Origin of the sequence: Tranquillimonas alkanivorans, from assembly GCF_900115595.1 — a bacterium.
GTDB classification, from domain to species: Bacteria; Pseudomonadota; Alphaproteobacteria; order Rhodobacterales; family Rhodobacteraceae; genus Tranquillimonas; species Tranquillimonas alkanivorans.
Genome location: NZ_FOXA01000008.1, coordinates 145,151 through 162,039 on the forward strand (window position 1 = coordinate 145,151; position 16,889 = coordinate 162,039).

General features: G+C 67.5%; 11 protein-coding genes. 3 read left to right on the plus strand and 8 right to left on the minus strand.

The window, feature by feature from the left end; genetic code table 11:
- Window positions 1–11: 11 nt before the first annotated feature.
- Complete coding sequence (locus BM162_RS11725; protein ID WP_093422020.1) at window positions 12–989, minus strand: carbohydrate ABC transporter permease; 978 nt, start codon at window positions 987–989, stop codon at window positions 12–14.
- A 92-nt stretch (window positions 990–1,081) separates the two neighbouring features.
- A complete protein-coding gene (locus BM162_RS11730; protein ID WP_093422022.1) occupies window positions 1,082–2,434 on the minus strand; it encodes an ABC transporter substrate-binding protein in 1,353 nt (450 codons plus the stop codon).
- 259 nt (window positions 2,435–2,693) lie between these two features.
- On the opposite strand from BM162_RS11730, the gene BM162_RS11735 reads away from it, so the two are divergent.
- From BM162_RS11735 to BM162_RS11745, 3 genes are read left to right on the plus strand one after another with little or no spacing between them, the layout of a single operon-like run.
- Window positions 2,694–3,758, plus strand: coding sequence for a LacI family DNA-binding transcriptional regulator (locus tag BM162_RS11735; RefSeq protein WP_093422024.1), 1,065 nt, complete (start codon window positions 2,694–2,696; stop codon window positions 3,756–3,758).
- 3 nt (window positions 3,759–3,761) lie between these two features.
- Window positions 3,762–5,084, plus strand: a complete 1,323-nt coding sequence (locus BM162_RS11740) for a GH1 family beta-glucosidase (protein WP_093422027.1) — start codon at window positions 3,762–3,764, stop codon at window positions 5,082–5,084.
- Window positions 5,085–5,101: 17 nt separating this feature from the next.
- Window positions 5,102–6,076 carry a glucokinase gene (locus tag BM162_RS11745; protein ID WP_093422029.1) on the plus strand — a complete coding sequence of 325 codons (975 nt, stop codon included), beginning with the start codon at window positions 5,102–5,104 and terminating at the stop codon, window positions 6,074–6,076.
- A gap of 63 nt (window positions 6,077–6,139) precedes the next feature.
- Here BM162_RS11745 and gghA read toward each other — a convergent pair whose 3' ends face one another.
- From gghA to glgC, 6 genes are read right to left on the minus strand one after another with little or no spacing between them, the layout of a single operon-like run.
- On the minus strand, window positions 6,140–8,509 hold the full coding sequence (gghA, locus tag BM162_RS11750; RefSeq protein WP_093422032.1) for a glucosylglycerol hydrolase: 2,370 nt from the start codon (window positions 8,507–8,509) through the stop codon (window positions 6,140–6,142).
- Window positions 8,510–8,555: 46 nt separating this feature from the next.
- A complete protein-coding gene (locus BM162_RS11755; RefSeq protein ID WP_093422035.1) occupies window positions 8,556–10,187 on the minus strand; it encodes an alpha-D-glucose phosphate-specific phosphoglucomutase in 1,632 nt (543 codons plus the stop codon).
- A gap of 18 nt (window positions 10,188–10,205) precedes the next feature.
- Window positions 10,206–12,092, minus strand: a complete 1,887-nt coding sequence (gene malQ / locus BM162_RS11760) for a 4-alpha-glucanotransferase (protein ID WP_093422037.1) — start codon at window positions 12,090–12,092, stop codon at window positions 10,206–10,208.
- On the minus strand, window positions 12,089–14,182 hold the full coding sequence (gene glgX, locus BM162_RS11765; RefSeq protein ID WP_093422039.1) for a glycogen debranching protein GlgX: 2,094 nt from the start codon (window positions 14,180–14,182) through the stop codon (window positions 12,089–12,091). The genes malQ and glgX overlap by 4 nt, the downstream gene beginning before the upstream one ends.
- Window positions 14,179–15,612 carry a glycogen synthase GlgA gene (gene glgA, locus BM162_RS11770; protein ID WP_093422101.1) on the minus strand — a complete coding sequence of 478 codons (1,434 nt, stop codon included), beginning with the start codon at window positions 15,610–15,612 and terminating at the stop codon, window positions 14,179–14,181. Before glgA ends, glgX begins: the two co-directional genes overlap by 4 nt.
- Window positions 15,609–16,874 carry a glucose-1-phosphate adenylyltransferase gene (gene glgC / locus BM162_RS11775; RefSeq protein WP_093422041.1) on the minus strand — a complete coding sequence of 422 codons (1,266 nt, stop codon included), beginning with the start codon at window positions 16,872–16,874 and terminating at the stop codon, window positions 15,609–15,611. Before glgC ends, glgA begins: the two co-directional genes overlap by 4 nt.
- Window positions 16,875–16,889: the final 15 nt, after the last annotated feature.

The following is a 16,889-nucleotide window of genomic DNA, read 5'->3' on the forward strand; positions in this document are numbered from 1 at the left end:
CGTCCCCTCCCTCAGCGCAATTCCTTGCGGGCCTGTCGGATGTTCCAGATCATCACCGGCAGCACCACGATCATGATGACGAAGGCCACGGCGGTCGCGCGCCCGTCGTCGCGGAACATGAAACTCATCATGTAGCTGGGCAGGATGTCGGTGCCGAAATTGCCCCCCGTCATCGTGTAGACGATATCGAACACCTTGAGCACGAGCACCGTGATGGTCGTCCAGACCACGACGATCGTACCCATGATCTGCGGCACCATGATCTTGAAGAACAGCTGGAACGGGTTCGCCCCGTCGATGATCGCGGCCTCAATGGTCTCCTCGGGGATACCTCGCAGCGCGGCCGAGAGGATCACCATGGCGAAGCCCGTCTGGATCCAGATCAGGATCACCATCAGGAAGAAGTTGTTCCAGAACGGGATCTGGAGGACGTCCAGCGGCTCCATCCCGAAACTGTCTCGCACCGCGTTGATCAGGCCGATATCCTCGTCCACGGCGTAGACGAACTTCCATATCAGCGAGGCGCCGACGAACGAAATCGCCATCGGCATGAAGATCAGCGACTTGGCGATGTTGCCCCAGCGCAGCTTGTCGGTCAGCTGCGCCGCCAGCAGCCCCAGGAAGGTTGAGGCGGCGGGCACGAAGAGGATCCACAGGATGTTGTTGAAGAACGCCGTCTGGAATTCATCGCTGGCGAACAGGTTGGCGTAGTTGCCGAAGCCGATGAACTCGTCCCCCGAGCGGTTGTAGAGCGACCGCCAGAACGAGCCCACGACCGGGTAGGCCAGGTACAACCCCAGCGCGAAGACGGCGGGGAACATGAACAGCCATGGGCGTACCTGATTGGCCCGGTTGATGTTCTTCCCCGGATCCTTGCCCTTGGCCGGGAAGATGAACCGGTCGAGGATGAAATTTGATAAGTAGAAATAGGCGATACAGCCGCCCACGCCGATGACGATCGTCAGAACACCCTGGAAGATCGGGTTCATGGCGCGCCTCCCCCGCTGCCTTTTTTATGTGGGCGCCGGCGGGATCGCCGGCGCCCGTGTCGTCAGCCTAGCACGTCAGGTGCACCGCAGCGTCACTGGATCTGTTCCCAGCGGTCCTGGATCTGCCCGGTCACGTCCTCGGCCCCGGCACCGGTCTGGTAGTCGACCATCCCGGTCCAGAAGGCGCCCGCGCCGATTTCACCCGGCATCAGGTCCGAGGCGTCGAAGCGGAAGGTCGTGGCTTCGGTCAGGATCTGGTTGAGGTTGCGCTGCACGTCCGACGGGAACACAGCCGGGTTGGCGTCGGCATAGGGCGTCAGGAAGCCCGACTGCGCCATCCAGATCTCGTGCGCGATGGGTGTCTTGAGGAACTCGACGAACGCCTGCGCCGCTTCGCTGTCGTTCGTGATGGCGAACATCGTGCCCGCGCCCAGCACCGGACGGCCGAGGTCCTGTTCCTCGTAGGCTGGGAAGTAGAAGAAGTCGACGTCGAGGCCCACTTCGGTGCCCTCGGGGAAGAAGGTCGGGATGAACGTCGCCTGCTTGTGCATGTAGCACTCGGGCGGGAACTGGAAGAGCCCGCTAGGCGCGTCGCGGAAATCGGTGCTGGCCACCGCCTCGGCGCCGCCGCTGACGAAATCGTCGTTGCGGGAGAACCAGCCGTATTCCTCGATCGCGTTCACCACCGCCGGGTCGTCGAACGGAATCTCGTTGGTCACCCACTGGTCATAGACCTCGGGCGGCTGCGTGCGCAGCATCATGTCCTCGACCCAGTCGGTCGCCGGCCAGCCGGTCGCCGCGCCCGAACCCAAGCCGATGCACCACGGCGTGCCGCCATCATCCACGATTTGCTGGGTGAGGTCCTTGAGCTCCTCCATCGTCTCGGGGATCTCGTAACCCATTTCCTCGAAGGCCTCGGGCACGTACCAGACGATGGATTTCACGTCGATCTTGTACGGAAAGACGTAAAGCTGCTCTTCCCCGTCCGGGCCCGCGAAAGTGGCGAGGTCCACCCAGCTGTCGCCGGCGGCATAATTCTCGCGAATCCAGTCTGCCGTTTCCTCTCCAAGCGGCGTCAGTTCACCTCGAGAAGCGAGGTCCGAAGCCAGGCCCGGCTGCGGGAACACGGCGATGTTCGGGGCCGAGTCCGCCTCGGTCGAGATGACGATGTCCTGCTCGAAGCTGTCGGAGCCGGAATAGTTGACGGTGGCGCCCGTCGCCTCCTCGAAGTAGGCGGTCACGCTGGTGAACAGGTCGCTGTCGAGCCCGGTCCAGGGGCCGGTAATTTCGATCGACTGGCCGCTGAGGTCGTACTGCCCGGCGAACTGATCGAAGCTGTCCCAGTTGAATTCGCCGCTGCCCGGCTCGAACTCGAGGTTCTGCGCCACGGCCATCCCGGTGCCGAGGGCCAGCGTCGCGGCCCCCGCGAAAAGCATTGTCTTCATTGCAAATCCTCCCGATTTTACACGGTTCGGCCGCCGCCACACAACGGTGCGCCCCGCATGTTCTGTCAAAGCGCTTTGGACGATACGACCGTCACGCACTAGTGATAGAGCCTCATCTTCACGCTTGGCAAGGTTAAGCAAACGCAGGGTTTTGCGTCGGCAGTCATGCCGCGGCGCGGCGGCGGCGGGGCTTTGACCTCGTGTCCTGCCGCCGGTACGCTCGGTCGCGTCTGCAAGCGCTTTGGATGCCCGCCCCCACATGAACCTGCGTGAGTTGTCGAAGACACTTGGCCTGTCCCAGACCACGGTAAGCCGGGCGCTCAACGGCTATCCCGAGGTCAGCGAGGCGACGCGCAAGCGCGTCGAGGCGGCGGCGCTGCGCCATGACTACCGTCCCAACACCCGCGCCAAGAGCCTGGCGACCGGCCGCACGATGACCATCGCGCACGTCATCCCGATGTCGACCAAGCACGAGATGGTAAACCCCGTCTTCGCCGACTTCATCGCCGGCGCGGGCGAGACGTACCAGAAGGCGGGCTACGACATGCTGCTGTCGGTGGTCAGCGACCCCGAAGAGGCGAACGCGTATCGCGGGCTCGCCGCGCGCAACACGGTGGACGGGATGATCGTGCACGCCCCGCGCGCGGAAGACCCGCGACTGGCGCTGCTCAGGAAGCTGGACGTGCCTTTCGTCGTGCACGGCCGCTTTCCCGGCGTGGACGAGGGCGACGGCTATTCCTGGCTCGACACCAACAACCGCCGCGGGTTCGAGCGGGCGACGAGCTTCCTGATCGACCTCGGCCACCGGCGCATCGCGCTGATCAACGGCCTGCCCGAGCTCGACTTCGCCATCCGGCGCGAGGACGGCTATCGCCGCGCGCTCGACGCGGCCGGCCTCCCCTTCGACCCGGCGCTGGTGCGCGGGGACGAGATGACCGAGTTCTACGGCCACGACGCCGCCGCCGAGATGCTGGACGCGCCCGACCCACCGACCGCCTTCCTCACCTCGTCTATGATCGTCGCGATGGGCGTGCGGCGGGCGATCCAGGATCGCGGGCTTGCCTTGGGGCGCGACGTGTCGGTGATCACGCACGACGACGACCTGTCCTACTTCCGCACCTCGACGCCGGAACCCACCTTCACCGCGCTGCATTCCTCCGTGCGGGATCACGGGAGGAAATGCGCGCAGATGCTGATCGACCTCATCGCCGATCGCACGCGCGCGCCGATGCGTGAACTGCTCGAGGCCGATTTCCTGGTCGGGCGCTCCACGGGCCCGGCCCCCGCCGCCGACTGGCGGATCACCGCAACGCAACGGGACTGACGCATGAGACACAGCCGCACCGATTTCCCCGAAGGCTTCCTCTTCGGGGCGGCCACATCCAGCTACCAGATCGAGGGGCACGCCCAAGGGGGCGCCGGCCGCACCCACTGGGACACCTTCGCCGCCACGCCCGGCAACGTCGTGCGGGCCGAAGACGGGGCGCGCGCCTGCGATCACTACAACCGCTGGGAAGAAGACCTCGACCTCCTGCGCGACGCGAGCTTCGACGTCTACCGCTTCTCGACCTCGTGGGCGCGCGTGATGCCCGAGGGGCGCGGCCAGCCGAACGCCCGCGGGCTCGACTTCTATGACCGGCTGGTGGACGGGATGCTGGAACGCGGGCTGAAACCGGCCGCGACCCTCTATCACTGGGAACTGCCCTCGACGCTGGCGGACATGGGCGGCTGGGCGAATGCGGACATTCCGAAGTGGTTCGGCGACTTCACGCAGGTGATCATGGAGCGGATCGGCGATCGCGTCTGGTCGGCCGCGCCGATCAATGAACCGTGGTGCGTGTCTTGGCTCAGCCACTTCCTAGGGCTGCAGGCGCCAGGCCTGCGCGACATCCGTGCCACCGCCCGCGCCATGCACCACGTCCTGCTGGCCCACGGCCGGTCGATCGAGGTGATGCGCGGACTGGGCATGAAGAACCTGGGCGCGGTCTGTAATTTCGAGTACGCCGTGCCCGCCGACGACAGCCCCGCCGCGCAGAAGGCCGCGCGGCTCTACGACGGCTATTACAACCGCTTTTTCCTGTCGGGCATCTTCAACCGCTCGTACCCCGAGGACGTGCTCGAGGGGCTGGGCCCGCACTTGCCCAAGGGCTGGGAGAACGACTTCGACCTGATCGGTCAGCCGGTCGACTGGTGCGGAATGAACTATTACACCCGCAAGCTCATCGCGCCCGACAACGGGCCCTGGCCATCGCATCACGAGGTCGAGGGCCCATTGCCCAAGACCGAGATGGGGTGGGAGATCTTCCCCGACGGGCTCTACAACCTGCTGACCCGCGTCCACGGCGCCTATACCCGCGACGTGCCCCTCTATGTCACCGAGAACGGCATGGCCAACGCCGACCGGCTGGTGAACGGCGAGGTGAAGGACCAGGCGCGGATCGACTACATCGACGCGCACCTGGAGCGGGTGAAGCGCGCCATCGACGACGGCGTGCCGGTGAAGGGCTACTTCACGTGGTCGCTTCTGGACAACTACGAGTGGGCGCTGGGGTACGACAAGCGCTTCGGGCTGGTGCACGTCGACTTCGACAGCTTGAAGCGCACCCCGAAAGCATCCTACCACGAACTCGCCCGCGCACTGGCGCGGTGAGGCAACCCGAGGTCCTGATGGCGCGCGAGCCCGATATCTTCACCCTCGTCGCCGATATCGGCGGCACGAACACGCGTTGCGCCCTGGCGCGCGGACGCACGATCCTGCCCGAGACGGTGCGGCGCTACCGCAACGCCGATTATCCGGGGCTGGAAAGCGTGCTGCGCGCCTTCATCGCCGAGGAGGACGACGTGGACTGCGCCGGCGCCTGCGTGGCGGCGGCGGGCCCCGTGCACGAGGGCCGCGCCACGATGACCAACCTCGACTGGACCATCGATCGCGACACGCTGATCCGCGCCACGCGCGCCGAGCGGGTGTCGATCCTGAACGATCTGCAGGCGCAGGGCCACGCGCTCGACCACATCGCGGCCGAGAACCTCCAGACGGTCATACCCGGCCCCGCCCCGGCCCCGGGCGCGGCGAAGCTGGTGATCGGCATCGGCACCGGCTTCAACGCGGCGCCGGTCTACGACACCGGGGCCGGCCGCTATGTCCCGCCGGCCGAGGCGGGCCACGCAAACCTGCCCATCCGGACCGAGGCCGAGCTGCGATTGTGCAAGTTCGTCGAAACCGCGCACGGCTTCCCGGCGGTCGAGGACGTGCTGTCCGGCCGCGGGCTCGAGCGCGTCTATCGCTGGCTGGGGCACGAGGCGGGCGACCCGCGCGAGCTGAGCGGGCGCGCGATCATCGCCGCGCTGACCGAGGGCAGCGATCCCCGGGCGGAAGAGGCGGTGCGTGTCTTCATCCGCATGCTGGGCACCGTGGCGGGCAACCTCGCGCTCCAGACCCTTCCCTTCGGCGGCGTGTACCTGATCGGTGGCATGGCCCGCGCGATCTCGCTCTGGTACAAGCCGTTCGACTTCGACGAGTCCTTCCGCGAGAAAGGCCGGTTCGCCGGCTTCATGTCGAACTTCGCGGTCCACGTTGTCGAGGACGACTATGCCGCCCTCGTCGGCTGCGCGGCTCACCTGGCGGCACTGGCCGAGCAGTAAGGGCCAGCAAGCACGGTCCGGCGTCATCGGCCCCGCAGCCGACGACGCCTGCCGCGACACTGCCTATTCGTCCCGAACGAAGACCAGCCCCATGCTGTCGCGCAGGATGATCGGGCCGCCGACATACTCGTCCCCGATATTCGGCGTCTTCAGCGCGAGCTTCCAGTTGGCGCCCTGCAGGCCCGGGATCTTCAGGCGCAGGGGATCGAACTCACCGCTGTCGCCGCCTTCCATGTGCGTGATGGTATAGACCTGCCGGCCCTCCGGGGACTTGCGGTAGCTGGTGAACAGTACGCGACCGTCCACGGGACGCAGGTAGTCGAAGTGATCCTCGGGCCCGAGATTGTGGCGCAGCCACGCGTTCTCACGCCGGAAGTTGCGCAGGGAAAGCATGAACCCCGTCTGCCGCGAGTCGAGCTGCGAGACGGAGTTTGAAACATTGCAATACTCGTGCATATCGTCCATCCAGGCCCGCGCGATGGTCTTGAGTTCGGGGACCGTGAAGCGGTCCGGCCCGGCGAGCGGCGGCTCGACCTCGTTGAGAAGCTTGGCGATGTGATCGAGGTCGTAGTCCGTGACCTCCACCAGCGCCGGAAGGAAGTCGAAGAACCGCGCCAAGTCCTCGCGCGTCTCGTATCCCAGCGCCTTGAGCCGCTTGAAGTTGTTGGGGATCGAGTAGCTGTACTCGTCCACCTGCCACTTGAGCGAGATCGCCTCCTCGGCCACGACCTTCACGCCGTACTTGTCGTCCTGGTTGCGGATGAAGCCCCAGTTGGCCCGCGCGGTGGCGTTGAGGAAATCCATGGGCACGCCCGGGAACGCGGCATAGGTCAGCATCGCCACGGCCGGGTTGTCGTAGGCCTTCTCGAGGATCTCCATCTTCGTGTCGCCGAGGCGCGTGTTGATGTTCAGCTTCGGGTTCACCTGCGTGCCCCGGCGCAGCGTGTCGTGGTTCGCCGTGCCGCTGATCCAGTTCTCGCCCACCTCCAGCATCTCGCGGATGCGCCAGAACTTAGACAGCCAGAACCCGTAGATGAACGGCGTGTTATGGGCGAAGGTCAGCGGGCCCCACTGGAACACGTCCGGGTCGATCTGCCCCTCGATCACCGCGCGGTAGGTCGAGGAGAGCTCCCAGTCCTCCTGCGGCCAGGGGCGGCCATCCTCGAACACGAACCAGGGGCGGAACTCGGTGCCGGCGACCTCCTGCACGATGTCGGACATCGATTGCAGGTAATCGTCGTCGTGCTTGAGCTCTTGTGCGGTGTAGTCCCACCACTTGAAGTCCTGCGCCCCGTCCACGCGCACGCCGTCGGCGCCGAAATCCACCTTGCGACGCTGCATCTCGAGCAGGATCGCCCGCACCGCCGGGTTCTTGTAGTCGAGGTTCTGCCCATACATGTTCGGACCCGCGAAGAAGTGCGAGTTCAGCGCGTTCAGGCCTTGGTTGTCCGAGTGGCCGAACACCACGTCGAGCACCAGCATCTTGGGCCGCGTGGGGAAGTTGTGCAGCGCAGCGGCGAAATCCACCAGCTCGTCCGGGCGACCCGACTCCAGCAGCACCGGGTTCACCGTGCCCATGCCCGAGATGACGATGTCGTAGCCCCAGTTCGTCGTGTCGGGCCGCGTCAGCGTCACCGACACGGCGTCCGCATCGCCGCCCGTTTCCTCCCAGAAGCCCGGCCCCGTCTCGTAAACGGTCGTCGGCTCGACCGGCAGCAACTGCACCGCGTCGTAGCCCAGGTAGATCTCGTCCAGCGGGTCAGGGGGCAGGTCGTTTCTCAGCCGCTCGGCCAGGCGCTCGAACTGGCGGGTCAGGCTGGCGAGCGTGCCGCCGGCAGTGGCGGTGGGCACGTGGATCTGAAGGATGTTGGTGGGCGGCGCGAACTTGTACGGCTCGTCGCGCTTGAGCTCCTGGAAGTACGCCTTGTCGCGTCGCGCCGCCTGCATCGCGCCAACGTCGTACAACTCGGCCGGGGCGAAGGCACCGAAGGGCAGAGACATCGCCAGTGGGTCGAGGATGCGGTGCCATTCGTCGTTGGCGTCGCGCCAGACCAGCGTATAGAAGTCGCCGCCCTGATCGCGCCGCCCGGCGCGGACGCCGTGGGCGGCGGCGAAGGTGTGCGACTCGTACCGCGCGACCGGCAGGTACACACGCTCGAACCGCACCTCCTGGTGCGCGCGCGTCAGGTCCAGCGGGTCGAGCGGCGACAGCAGCTCCAGGAACACGTCGCCGTCGGGGATGCGGTGGTCGAGAAGCTCGGGCGTCCAGAAGCCGAAGGTCGCGGTCTCGCCGTCGACCTGGCCGCCCAGGATGCGCGCGATCTGCTGGTGCGCCTCGAACGCGCTGGGTGACTCGGTCAGAAGCTGCCGACAGCGGTCGGCCAGCCCCTCGGCGGTGTCTCGGTCTGCGGTCACGCGGGTCTTGAGCGACATGCGGATGGCCCCCTGTCGTTCTTGTCTGTGGCTGGCTCGGCCTTGTTCAGGTGCGCACGTCGGGCGCGTCGCGGCCCGTATGCTCCCTGATCCCGGCGATCTCGTCCGCCGCGACGGCGATGTCGGACAGCGCCTTCTGCGTGTCCTCGCCAAAGCGCGCCGGGTCGTCCATCTCGTCCTCGAGGTACACGCGCAGCGTCGCGCCGACGGTGCCCGTGCCTGAAAGGCGGAAGACGACGCGGCCGCCGCCCTCGAACATCACGCGGATGCCCTGCCCACTGGCGCGCGAGCCGTCGACCGGGTCCTCGTACGAGAACTCGTCCGCCGCCTCGACCGTGCGTCCGGCGAAGCTTTGGCCCGGCAGCGTGTCGAGCCGCGTGCGCAGCGTCTCCATCAGGGCGGCGGCGCGGTCGGCGTCGACGCCTTCGTAGTCGTGGCGGGAATAGACGTTGCGACCGAAGGATTCCCAGTGATCGTGCATGATCTGCTGCACCGACTTGCCCGTGGCGGCGAGGATATTGAGCCACAGCAGCACCGCCCACAGGCCGTCCTTCTCGCGCACGTGGTCGCTGCCCGTCCCGGCGCTTTCCTCGCCGCAGAGCGTGGCGCGTCCGGCATCGAGGAGGTTGCCGAAGAACTTCCAGCCCGTGGGCGTCTCGTAGCAGTCGAGGCCCATCTTCGACGCGACGCGGTCCACGGCGCGCGAGGTCGGCATCGAGCGCGCCACGCCCTTCAGCCCGTCCTTGTAGCCCGGCGCGAGATGGGCGTTGGCGGCGAGGACGGCCAGGCTGTCCGAGGGCGTGACATAGATGCCGCGGCCGAGGATCATGTTGCGGTCGCCATCCCCGTCCGAGGCCGCGCCGAAGTCGGGTGCCTCGGGCTCCATCATCAGGTCCACGAGGCCTTTCGCCCAGATCGGGTTCGGGTCGGGATGCCCGCCGCCGAAGTTGGGGCTGGGGACCGAGTTCACGACGGTGCCGCCCGGCGCGCCAAGCGTCCCTTCGAGGATCGCGCAGGCATAGGGGCCGGTGATCGCGTGCATGGCGTCGAACCGCATGGTGAAGCCCGAGGCGAAGAGCTTCGCGATCGCGTCGAAGTCGAACAGGCTTCGCATCAACTCGGCGTAGTCGGCGACGGGATCGACGACCTCGACCTCCATGTCGCCAAGGGTCTTGTTGCCGAGGATGGCGAGATCGACGTCGTGCGCCTCGAGGATTTCGTAGGTTTCGATCGTCTTGGTGGCCTCGAAGATCCGGTTGGTCACCTCCTCCGGCGCGGGGCCGCCGTTGGGGGTGTTGAACTTCACGCCGAAATCCTCCTCGGGACCGCCGGGGTTGTGGCTGGCCGACATGATGATGCCGCCGTCGGTCTGCCGCTTGCGGATCAGGTTGGACGCGGCGGGCGTGGACAGCAGCGCCCCCTGCCCCACGATCACCTTCTTCGCGCCCGAGGCCGCGGCCATGCGCAGGATCACCTGCGCGGCGCGGTCGTTGAAGTAGCGACCGTCGCCGCCCAGGACCAGCGTCTTGCCCTCGACGCCGCCGATGCCCGTCCAGATCGACTGGACGAAATTCTCGAGATAGTGCGGCTCCATGAAGGTGTGCGTCTTTTTCCGCAGGCCGCTCGTGCCGGGCTTCTGGCCCTCGATCGGCCGGGTCTTCACGGTCAGGCGTTCCATTGGCTGTCCCCTTCGTCTTTAGCGTCCTGCATCCCGCATCAGCGCCGCCGTCGCGCGAAGCGCATCCACGTCGCCCAGCGCTCCGGCACGCATGGGAAGACGGCGCCGCCAGTTCGGATGCTCGTAGACGGTGCCGGGCAGGTTCGGTTGTTCCGTTGCCCCAAGGATATCCTCGATCTGCACGGCGACAAGCCGAGACGGCGTGCGCGCCAGAAGGCCGTGGATCGCCTGCACGTCCTCGCCGTCGCCGGTCAGGTGGTCGAGCGCAGCCACCTCTTCGCGCCGGCGCACGCGCATCTCGTCCGCGCTTTCCGACGTGATCGTGCCGATGTCCTGGCGCCAGTCGATGTCGCGCTCGGCCCGCCAGCCCTTCCACGTCGGCAGGTCGTGGGTCGAAAACGAGGTGAGCACGTGGGCGTCGTAGTGATCGGCGGGCTTGAAGGTCGGTTGCGGCGCGTCCCATTCCTGTTCGAACATGGCGACCCGGCAGCCGAAGATGCCCGCGCCTTCCAGGTCGCGGTGCAGGCCCTCGGGGATGTTGCCCAAGTCCTCGCCGATGATGGCGGCGCCCACGCGCGTCGCCTCGATCCGCGCCACCGCCAGCAGCGCCTCTTTCGGCATCGCGACATAACCGCCGGGCACGTCGCCGTCCGGCACCCAGAACGTCCGCTCGAAACCCAGGATGTGGTCGATCCGAAGAAGCCGCGCGAACTTGAGCTGCGCGCGCAGGATCTCGGCCAGCGGGCGGAAGCCCTGCTCGGCCAACGCGCGCGGCTGAAGCGGCGCGAGCCCCCAGGCCTGCCCGCCGGGCGAAAAGGCGTCGGGCGGCGCACCCAGCGACACGTCATGGGCAAACAGGTCCCGCTCGGCCCACGTCTCGGCCCCGCCGGGATGGGTGCCGACGGCGAGGTCGAGGTAGAGACCGAAGGTCATTCCCTGCTGCGCGGCGGCGTCGCGCACCTGCGACAGCTGCTGTTCGGCTGTCCATTGCAGCCAGGCGTGAAAGGTCACGCGGTCGGAATGCGCCTGGGCGAAGGCCGACACGTCCGGGTGCGACGGGTCGCGGAATGGCGCGGGCCAGTCGGGCCAGTGAGGGCCGTGCACCTCGGCCAGCGCCTGGTGCAGCGCGAAGCGGCGCAGCGGCGTGCCCTCGGCTTCGCGCCACTCATCGAAGGCGGGGGCCGGGTCGCGGTTGGCGAAGGCATGCTCCAGCGCGGAAAGCTGCGCCGGGATCGCGTGGGCATAATCGATCAGCTCGCCCGCCTCCGCGTTCGCCGCAGCGTCGATGTGGAGCGTCGAGAAGCGCCGGCGGCTTGACGGCGCGTAGGGGCTGAAGCCCCCGGGATCGGTGGGAAAGCCAGCATGGATCGGGTTGAGGCCCACGAAATCCGCCCCCGCCGCGCCCAGCGACGCGACCGCGTGCCTGAGGTCGGCGTAGGTCCCGACGCCGCCTTCCTCGGCCGTGCGCAGGCCATAGAGCGGCAGAGTGACGCCCCAACCGCGCTCGGGCTCGGGCAGGCGCGCGGGCGCGGACAGAAGCCAGCCGTACTGGTCGCTCACCCACAGCCGGTGGATGCCCAGCGGCAGCGCCCCGATCTCGGGACCGCGCCCTTCGCGTAGGGTGCCGTCCTCGAGCTCCAAACGCCACTCGACCTCGCCGCCGATCGCATCGAGCCGCAGCGGCGCGTCGGTTTCGACCACCTGCCACAGCGGAACGGTCCGCGCGGCGTCCTCCGCATCCAGCGCGTCGAGCGTTTCGGCGGCGCGGGCGGGGTCGATGCCCATGGCGCGCAGCAACGCCTCCTGCGTCTCGGGCGACAGCGGGCGCATCTCGCCGCTGACATCCCGGTACTCGGGCAGGATACCCAGCCGGTGGGCCAGGGTCTCGAGCGCGGCGTCGGTCATGGCTGAACCTCCGTGACGAAGACGGCGACGGCATCGGCGGGCATCTGAACCGTGGCGCCGCAGCAGGCGCCCGGCAGCGCATCGGGCCGGGTCGTGTCGACTTCCCACACCCAGCGCATGCCCTCGGGCACCTCGGGCAGCGTGATGCGCTCGGCCTCGCCCGCGTTGAACACGGCAAAGATCGCGGTCTCGGTCGCGCCGTAAAGCGGCGTGCCCGACGCGGTGCGCAGCTCGACGCACAGGCACGACAGCGCCGGATCCTCCCAGTCGGACGAGGACATGGGCTGGCCGTCGGTGCGCCGCCAGAACAGGTCCTCGAGCCCGTCGATGGCACGCTCGCGCGAGTGCAGGAACAGCTTTTGCCGCAGGATCGGGTGCGCCTTGCGGAAGGCGATCATGCGGCGGGTGAAGTCGAGGAAGGCGTCGTCGGCCTGGGACCAGTCGATCCAGCTGATCTCGTTGTCCTGGCAATAGGCGTTGTTGTTGCCCTTCTGCGTGTTGCCCAGCTCGTCGCCCGCCAGGATCATCGGCGTGCCTTGGCTGAGCAGGAGCGTCGCCATCATGTTGCGCTTGCGTTGCGCCCGCGCGCGCAGGATCGACACGTCGTCGGTCGGCCCCTCGACCCCGAGATTGTGCGAGAAGTTCTCGCCATGGCCGTCCATCCCGTCTTCGCCGTTGGCCTCGTTATGCTTGCGGTCGTAGGACACGACGTCCTGCAGCGTAAACCCGTCGTGCGCGGTCAGCAGGTTGACCGAGGCCGTGGCCGGACGGCCCGAGTGGTCGAACTGCGTGGCCGAGCCGGTCAGCCGGTCGGCAAGCCCCGGCGCGGTGCCGGGATCGTTGCGCCAGAAGCGGCGCACGGTGTCGCGGAAGCGGTCGTTCCACTCCATGAACGGCGGCGGGAAGGCCCCGAGCTGGTAGCCGCCCGGCCCGATGTCCCACGGCTCGGCGATCAGCTTGACCTGCGTGAGCACCGGGTCCTGCCGAATGGCGTCGAAGAAGGCTGCGCCGCGGTCGAAGCCACCCTCGCCCACGCGGCCCAGCGTCGAGCACAGGTCGAAGCGGAACCCGTCGACGTGCATCACCTCCACCCAATACCGCAGGCTGTCCATGATCATGCGCAGGACCATGGGATGGTCCACGTTCACCGTGTTCCCGGTGCCGGTGTCGTTCACGTAGTAGCGCGGGTCCGGCATCAGCCGGTAATAGCTCGCGTTGTCGAGGCCCCGGAACGCGAGCGTCGGGCCCATCTCGTTGCCCTCGCCGGTGTGGTTGTAGACCACGTCCATCAAGACCTCGATCCCGGCGGTGTGCAGCCGCGCCACCATCTGCTGGAATTCCGCGATCCGCCCCCGATCCAGATAGCGCGGCTCGGGCGCGAAGAAACCGAGCGTCTGATAGCCCCAGTAGTTCGTCAGCCCCCTGTCCACGAGGAACCGGTCGTTCAGGAACGCCTGCGCCGGCAGAAGCTCGACGGCCGTGATCCCCAACTTGGTGTAGTGCTCGAGCATAGCGTCCGAGGCGAGGCCGAGGAAGGTGCCGGGCGCATCCACCCCGGGATGTGTCCACGTCAGGCCCTTCACATGCGCCTCGTAGACGATCGTGTCCTTCGCCGGGGTGCGCGGCGCGATGTCCTCGCCCCACGAGAAAGCCGGGTCCTCGACCACGCAGCGCGGCATGAAGGGCGCGCTGTCGCGGGTGTCGAAGGTCAGGTCGGCGCGGCTCGAATCCGCGCGGTAGCCCATCAGTGCGTCGTTCCAAACCGGATGGCCGGTCAGCCGCTTGGCGTAGGGGTCGATCAACAGCTTGTGCGGGTTGAACCTGTGGCCCTCGTCGGGGCGGTAGGGTCCGTGGGCGCGCAGGCCGTACTTCTGTCCCGGCCTGAGGCCCGAGATGTAGCCGTGCCAAACGTCGCCGTCGCGCTCGGGCAGGTCAAGGCGGGCGATCTCGTCCTTGCCGTCGTCCGAGAAGAGGCAGACGACCATGCGGCGCGCGTGCTCCGAGAAGACGGCGAAGTTCACGCCGTCGCCGTCGAACGTCGCGCCCAGGGGCGCCGGGCGCCCCGCGCTCATCGTGAAAGTCGGGCTCATGTATGGGTTCCGAGTCTGTCGTAAAGCGCGGCATACTCGGCGGCAGAGACGTCCCAGCCCACCGGATGCTTCATCGCGTTGCGTTGAAGCTTTTCCCAGAGCTTGTCCTGCGCGTAAAGCTCGCACAGACGCCCCAGCGCGTCGGCCAGCGCATCTGACGTAACGGGAGCGAACTGCACTCCGGTGGCGACGCCGCGCCTGAGGCTGGCGTCGTTGGCGGGAATGACCGTATCGGCCAGCCCGCCGGTCAGCGCCACGACCGGCACGGTGCCATAGCGCAAGCCGTAGAGCTGCGTCAGGCCGCAGGGCTCGAACCGCGAGGGCACGATGATGGCGTCGCCGCCCGCGATCATGCGGTGCGACAGCGTCTCGTCGTAGCCGATGCGGACCGAAAGCCCCTCGTAGCTGTCGGAGGCCGCGCGCCACGCCGCCTCGAACGCGCGGTTGCCCGAGCCCAGAAGCGCAAGGCGTCCGCCCTGCCCCAGGAACGGCGGCAGCACGTCGAGCAATAGGTCGAGACCCTTCTGCTCGGTCAGGCGCGAGATCACCACGGCGAGGGGGCCGTCGCCGTCCGGCAGGCCGAACTCGTCGAGCAGCGCGCGCCGGTTCTTCGCCTTTCCTCGCGGCTGGCGGTATGGAACGATGGCCGAGTCTGCCGCCGGGTCCCACGCCTCGACATCGATGCCGTTGAGGATGCCGCAGAGGTCCGCGTGCCGGGCGCGCAGGACCCCGTCCAGCCCCATACCGAACTCGGGCCGCATGAGTTCGCGCGCATAGGTCGGGCTGACCGTGGTCAGCCGGTCGGCATAGACCAGCCCGGCCTTGAGCGCCGAAATCTGCCCCCAGTATTCCAGCCCGTCGGGGTGCCACGCCCAGCGCGGCAGGCGCAGGCGATCCAGCCGGTCGGCGGGCGCAAGGCCCTGGAAGGCGACGTTGTGGACGGTGATGACCGTCTTCACCCGTCCGGCCGCACCCATGGCGTGCAGGTAGACCGGCGCCAGCCCTGCCTGCCAGTCGTGGCAATGCACCACCTGCGGCGCCCAGTCGCCGTGCCCCTCGGCCCCCAGCCGCGCCGCGATCCACGACAAGGCCGCGAAGCGCTCCGGGTTGTCCGGCCAGTCCTCGCCGTCCGGCCCGAGATAGATCGAGCCTTCGCGGTCGAAGAGGTGCGGCGCGTCGAGCAGGTAGAGGTCGAGCGCCCCCAAACGCGCCCGCCGCAGTTCGGCGCGGCCGCCGAACAGGTCGTCCTCGACCAGCACCGTCTCGCCCATCTCGACCTGCTTGCGGATCTGCGGATAGGCCGGCAGCAGCGTGCGCATGTCGACGCCCTGCGTTCGCAGGGCGGCGGGCAGCGCGCCGGTCACGTCGGCCAGTCCGCCGGTCTTGACCAGCGGCGCGCATTCCGAGGCGACCGACAGCACGGGCTTCATTGCGCGGCGTTCCACCGGTCGATCATGTCATGGGTGATCAGCGTCACGCCGCCGTCGGTCACGCGGAACCACTTGGCGTCCTCCTCCGGATCCTCTCCCACCACGAGCCCCTCGGGGATCTGAACGCCCGCGTCCACCACCGCCTTCGTCAGCCGCGCATGCCGCGCGACGTTGACGTATGGCAGCAGAACCGAGTGATCGAGGGCCGAATACGAGTTGGTGTGCACCTGCGTGAAAAGCAGCGAATTCCGTACCTCGGTCCCTGAGATGATGCAGCCGCCCGAGACCAGCGACGACACGGCGCTGCCGCGGCGGTTCTCCTCGTCGTGGATGAACTTCGCGGGCGGGACGCTTTCGGAATAGGTCCAGATGGGCCAGTTCTTGTCCCAGAGGTCCAGGTCCGGCGTGAAGTTCGTCAGGTCGATATTGGCCTTCCAATACGCGTCGACCGTCCCCACGTCGCGCCAGTAGGCAGGTGTGTCTGCGCTCTGCTTCACGCAACTGTCGGTGTAGCGGTGCGCCTGCGCCCGCCCGTTGCGCACGATGTACGGGATGATGTCGCCGCCGAAGTCGTGCTTGCTGTCGCCGTCGTCGGCGTCGTGCAGCAGCAATTCGCGCAGATACGACCACTTGAAGACGTAGATGCCCATCGACGCCAGCGCATGGTCGGGATCGCCGGGGATGCCCGGCGGATCGGCGGGCTTTTCCAGGAAGGACGTGATGCGCAGATCTTCGTCCACATCCATCACGCCGAAGGCCGTGGCCTCTTCCCGAGGGACCGTCAGGCACCCCACGGTCACGTCGGCATTGGTGTCGACGTGCTCCTGGATCATCACCTCGTAGTCCATCTTGTAGATGTGGTCGCCCGCGAGGATCAGGATGTACTCGATGCCGTAGCTGTCGACGATGTCGATGTTCTGCGCCACGGCGTCTGCCGTGCCGATGTACCACTTGTCCTCGGCCACCCGCTGCGAAGCGGGCAGGATGTCGAGGTATTCGTTCCGCTCGGCGCGGAAGAAGTTCCACCCACGCTGGCAGTGGCGGATCAGGCTGTGCGCCTTGTACTGCGTGGCGATCGCCATCTTCCGGATGCCCGAGTTCAGCGCGTTCGACAGCGCGAAGTCGATGATCCGGGTCTTGCCGCCGAAATAGACGGCGGGCTTTGCCCGGTTGTCGGTCAGTTCCTTCAGCCGGCTTCCCCGGCCCCCGGCCAGCACGAAGGCCATGCTCCGGCTGGACAGGCGTGCGTTCGGTCTCGCCATCTTCACTCCCTCCCT

What these genes read in the sequence shown, in the direction of transcription:
- BM162_RS11725 (WP_093422020.1), bottom strand. Translation starts at nt 989, where the DNA reads ATGAACCCGATCTTCCAGGGTGTTCTGACGATCGTCATCGGCGTGGGC.
- glgC (WP_093422041.1), bottom strand. Translation starts at nt 16,874, where the DNA reads ATGGCGAGACCGAACGCACGCCTGTCCAGCCGGAGCATGGCCTTCGTG.
- malQ (WP_093422037.1), bottom strand. Translation starts at nt 12,092, where the DNA reads ATGACCGACGCCGCGCTCGAGACCCTGGCCCACCGGCTGGGTATCCTG.
- BM162_RS11730 (WP_093422022.1), bottom strand. Translation starts at nt 2,434, where the DNA reads ATGAAGACAATGCTTTTCGCGGGGGCCGCGACGCTGGCCCTCGGCACC.
- gghA (WP_093422032.1), bottom strand. Translation starts at nt 8,509, where the DNA reads ATGTCGCTCAAGACCCGCGTGACCGCAGACCGAGACACCGCCGAGGGG.
- BM162_RS11755 (WP_093422035.1), bottom strand. Translation starts at nt 10,187, where the DNA reads ATGGAACGCCTGACCGTGAAGACCCGGCCGATCGAGGGCCAGAAGCCC.
- BM162_RS11735 (WP_093422024.1), top strand. Translation starts at nt 2,694, where the DNA reads ATGAACCTGCGTGAGTTGTCGAAGACACTTGGCCTGTCCCAGACCACG.
- glgX (WP_093422039.1), bottom strand. Translation starts at nt 14,182, where the DNA reads ATGAGCCCGACTTTCACGATGAGCGCGGGGCGCCCGGCGCCCCTGGGC.
- BM162_RS11745 (WP_093422029.1), top strand. Translation starts at nt 5,102, where the DNA reads ATGGCGCGCGAGCCCGATATCTTCACCCTCGTCGCCGATATCGGCGGC.
- BM162_RS11740 (WP_093422027.1), top strand. Translation starts at nt 3,762, where the DNA reads ATGAGACACAGCCGCACCGATTTCCCCGAAGGCTTCCTCTTCGGGGCG.
- glgA (WP_093422101.1), bottom strand. Translation starts at nt 15,612, where the DNA reads ATGAAGCCCGTGCTGTCGGTCGCCTCGGAATGCGCGCCGCTGGTCAAG.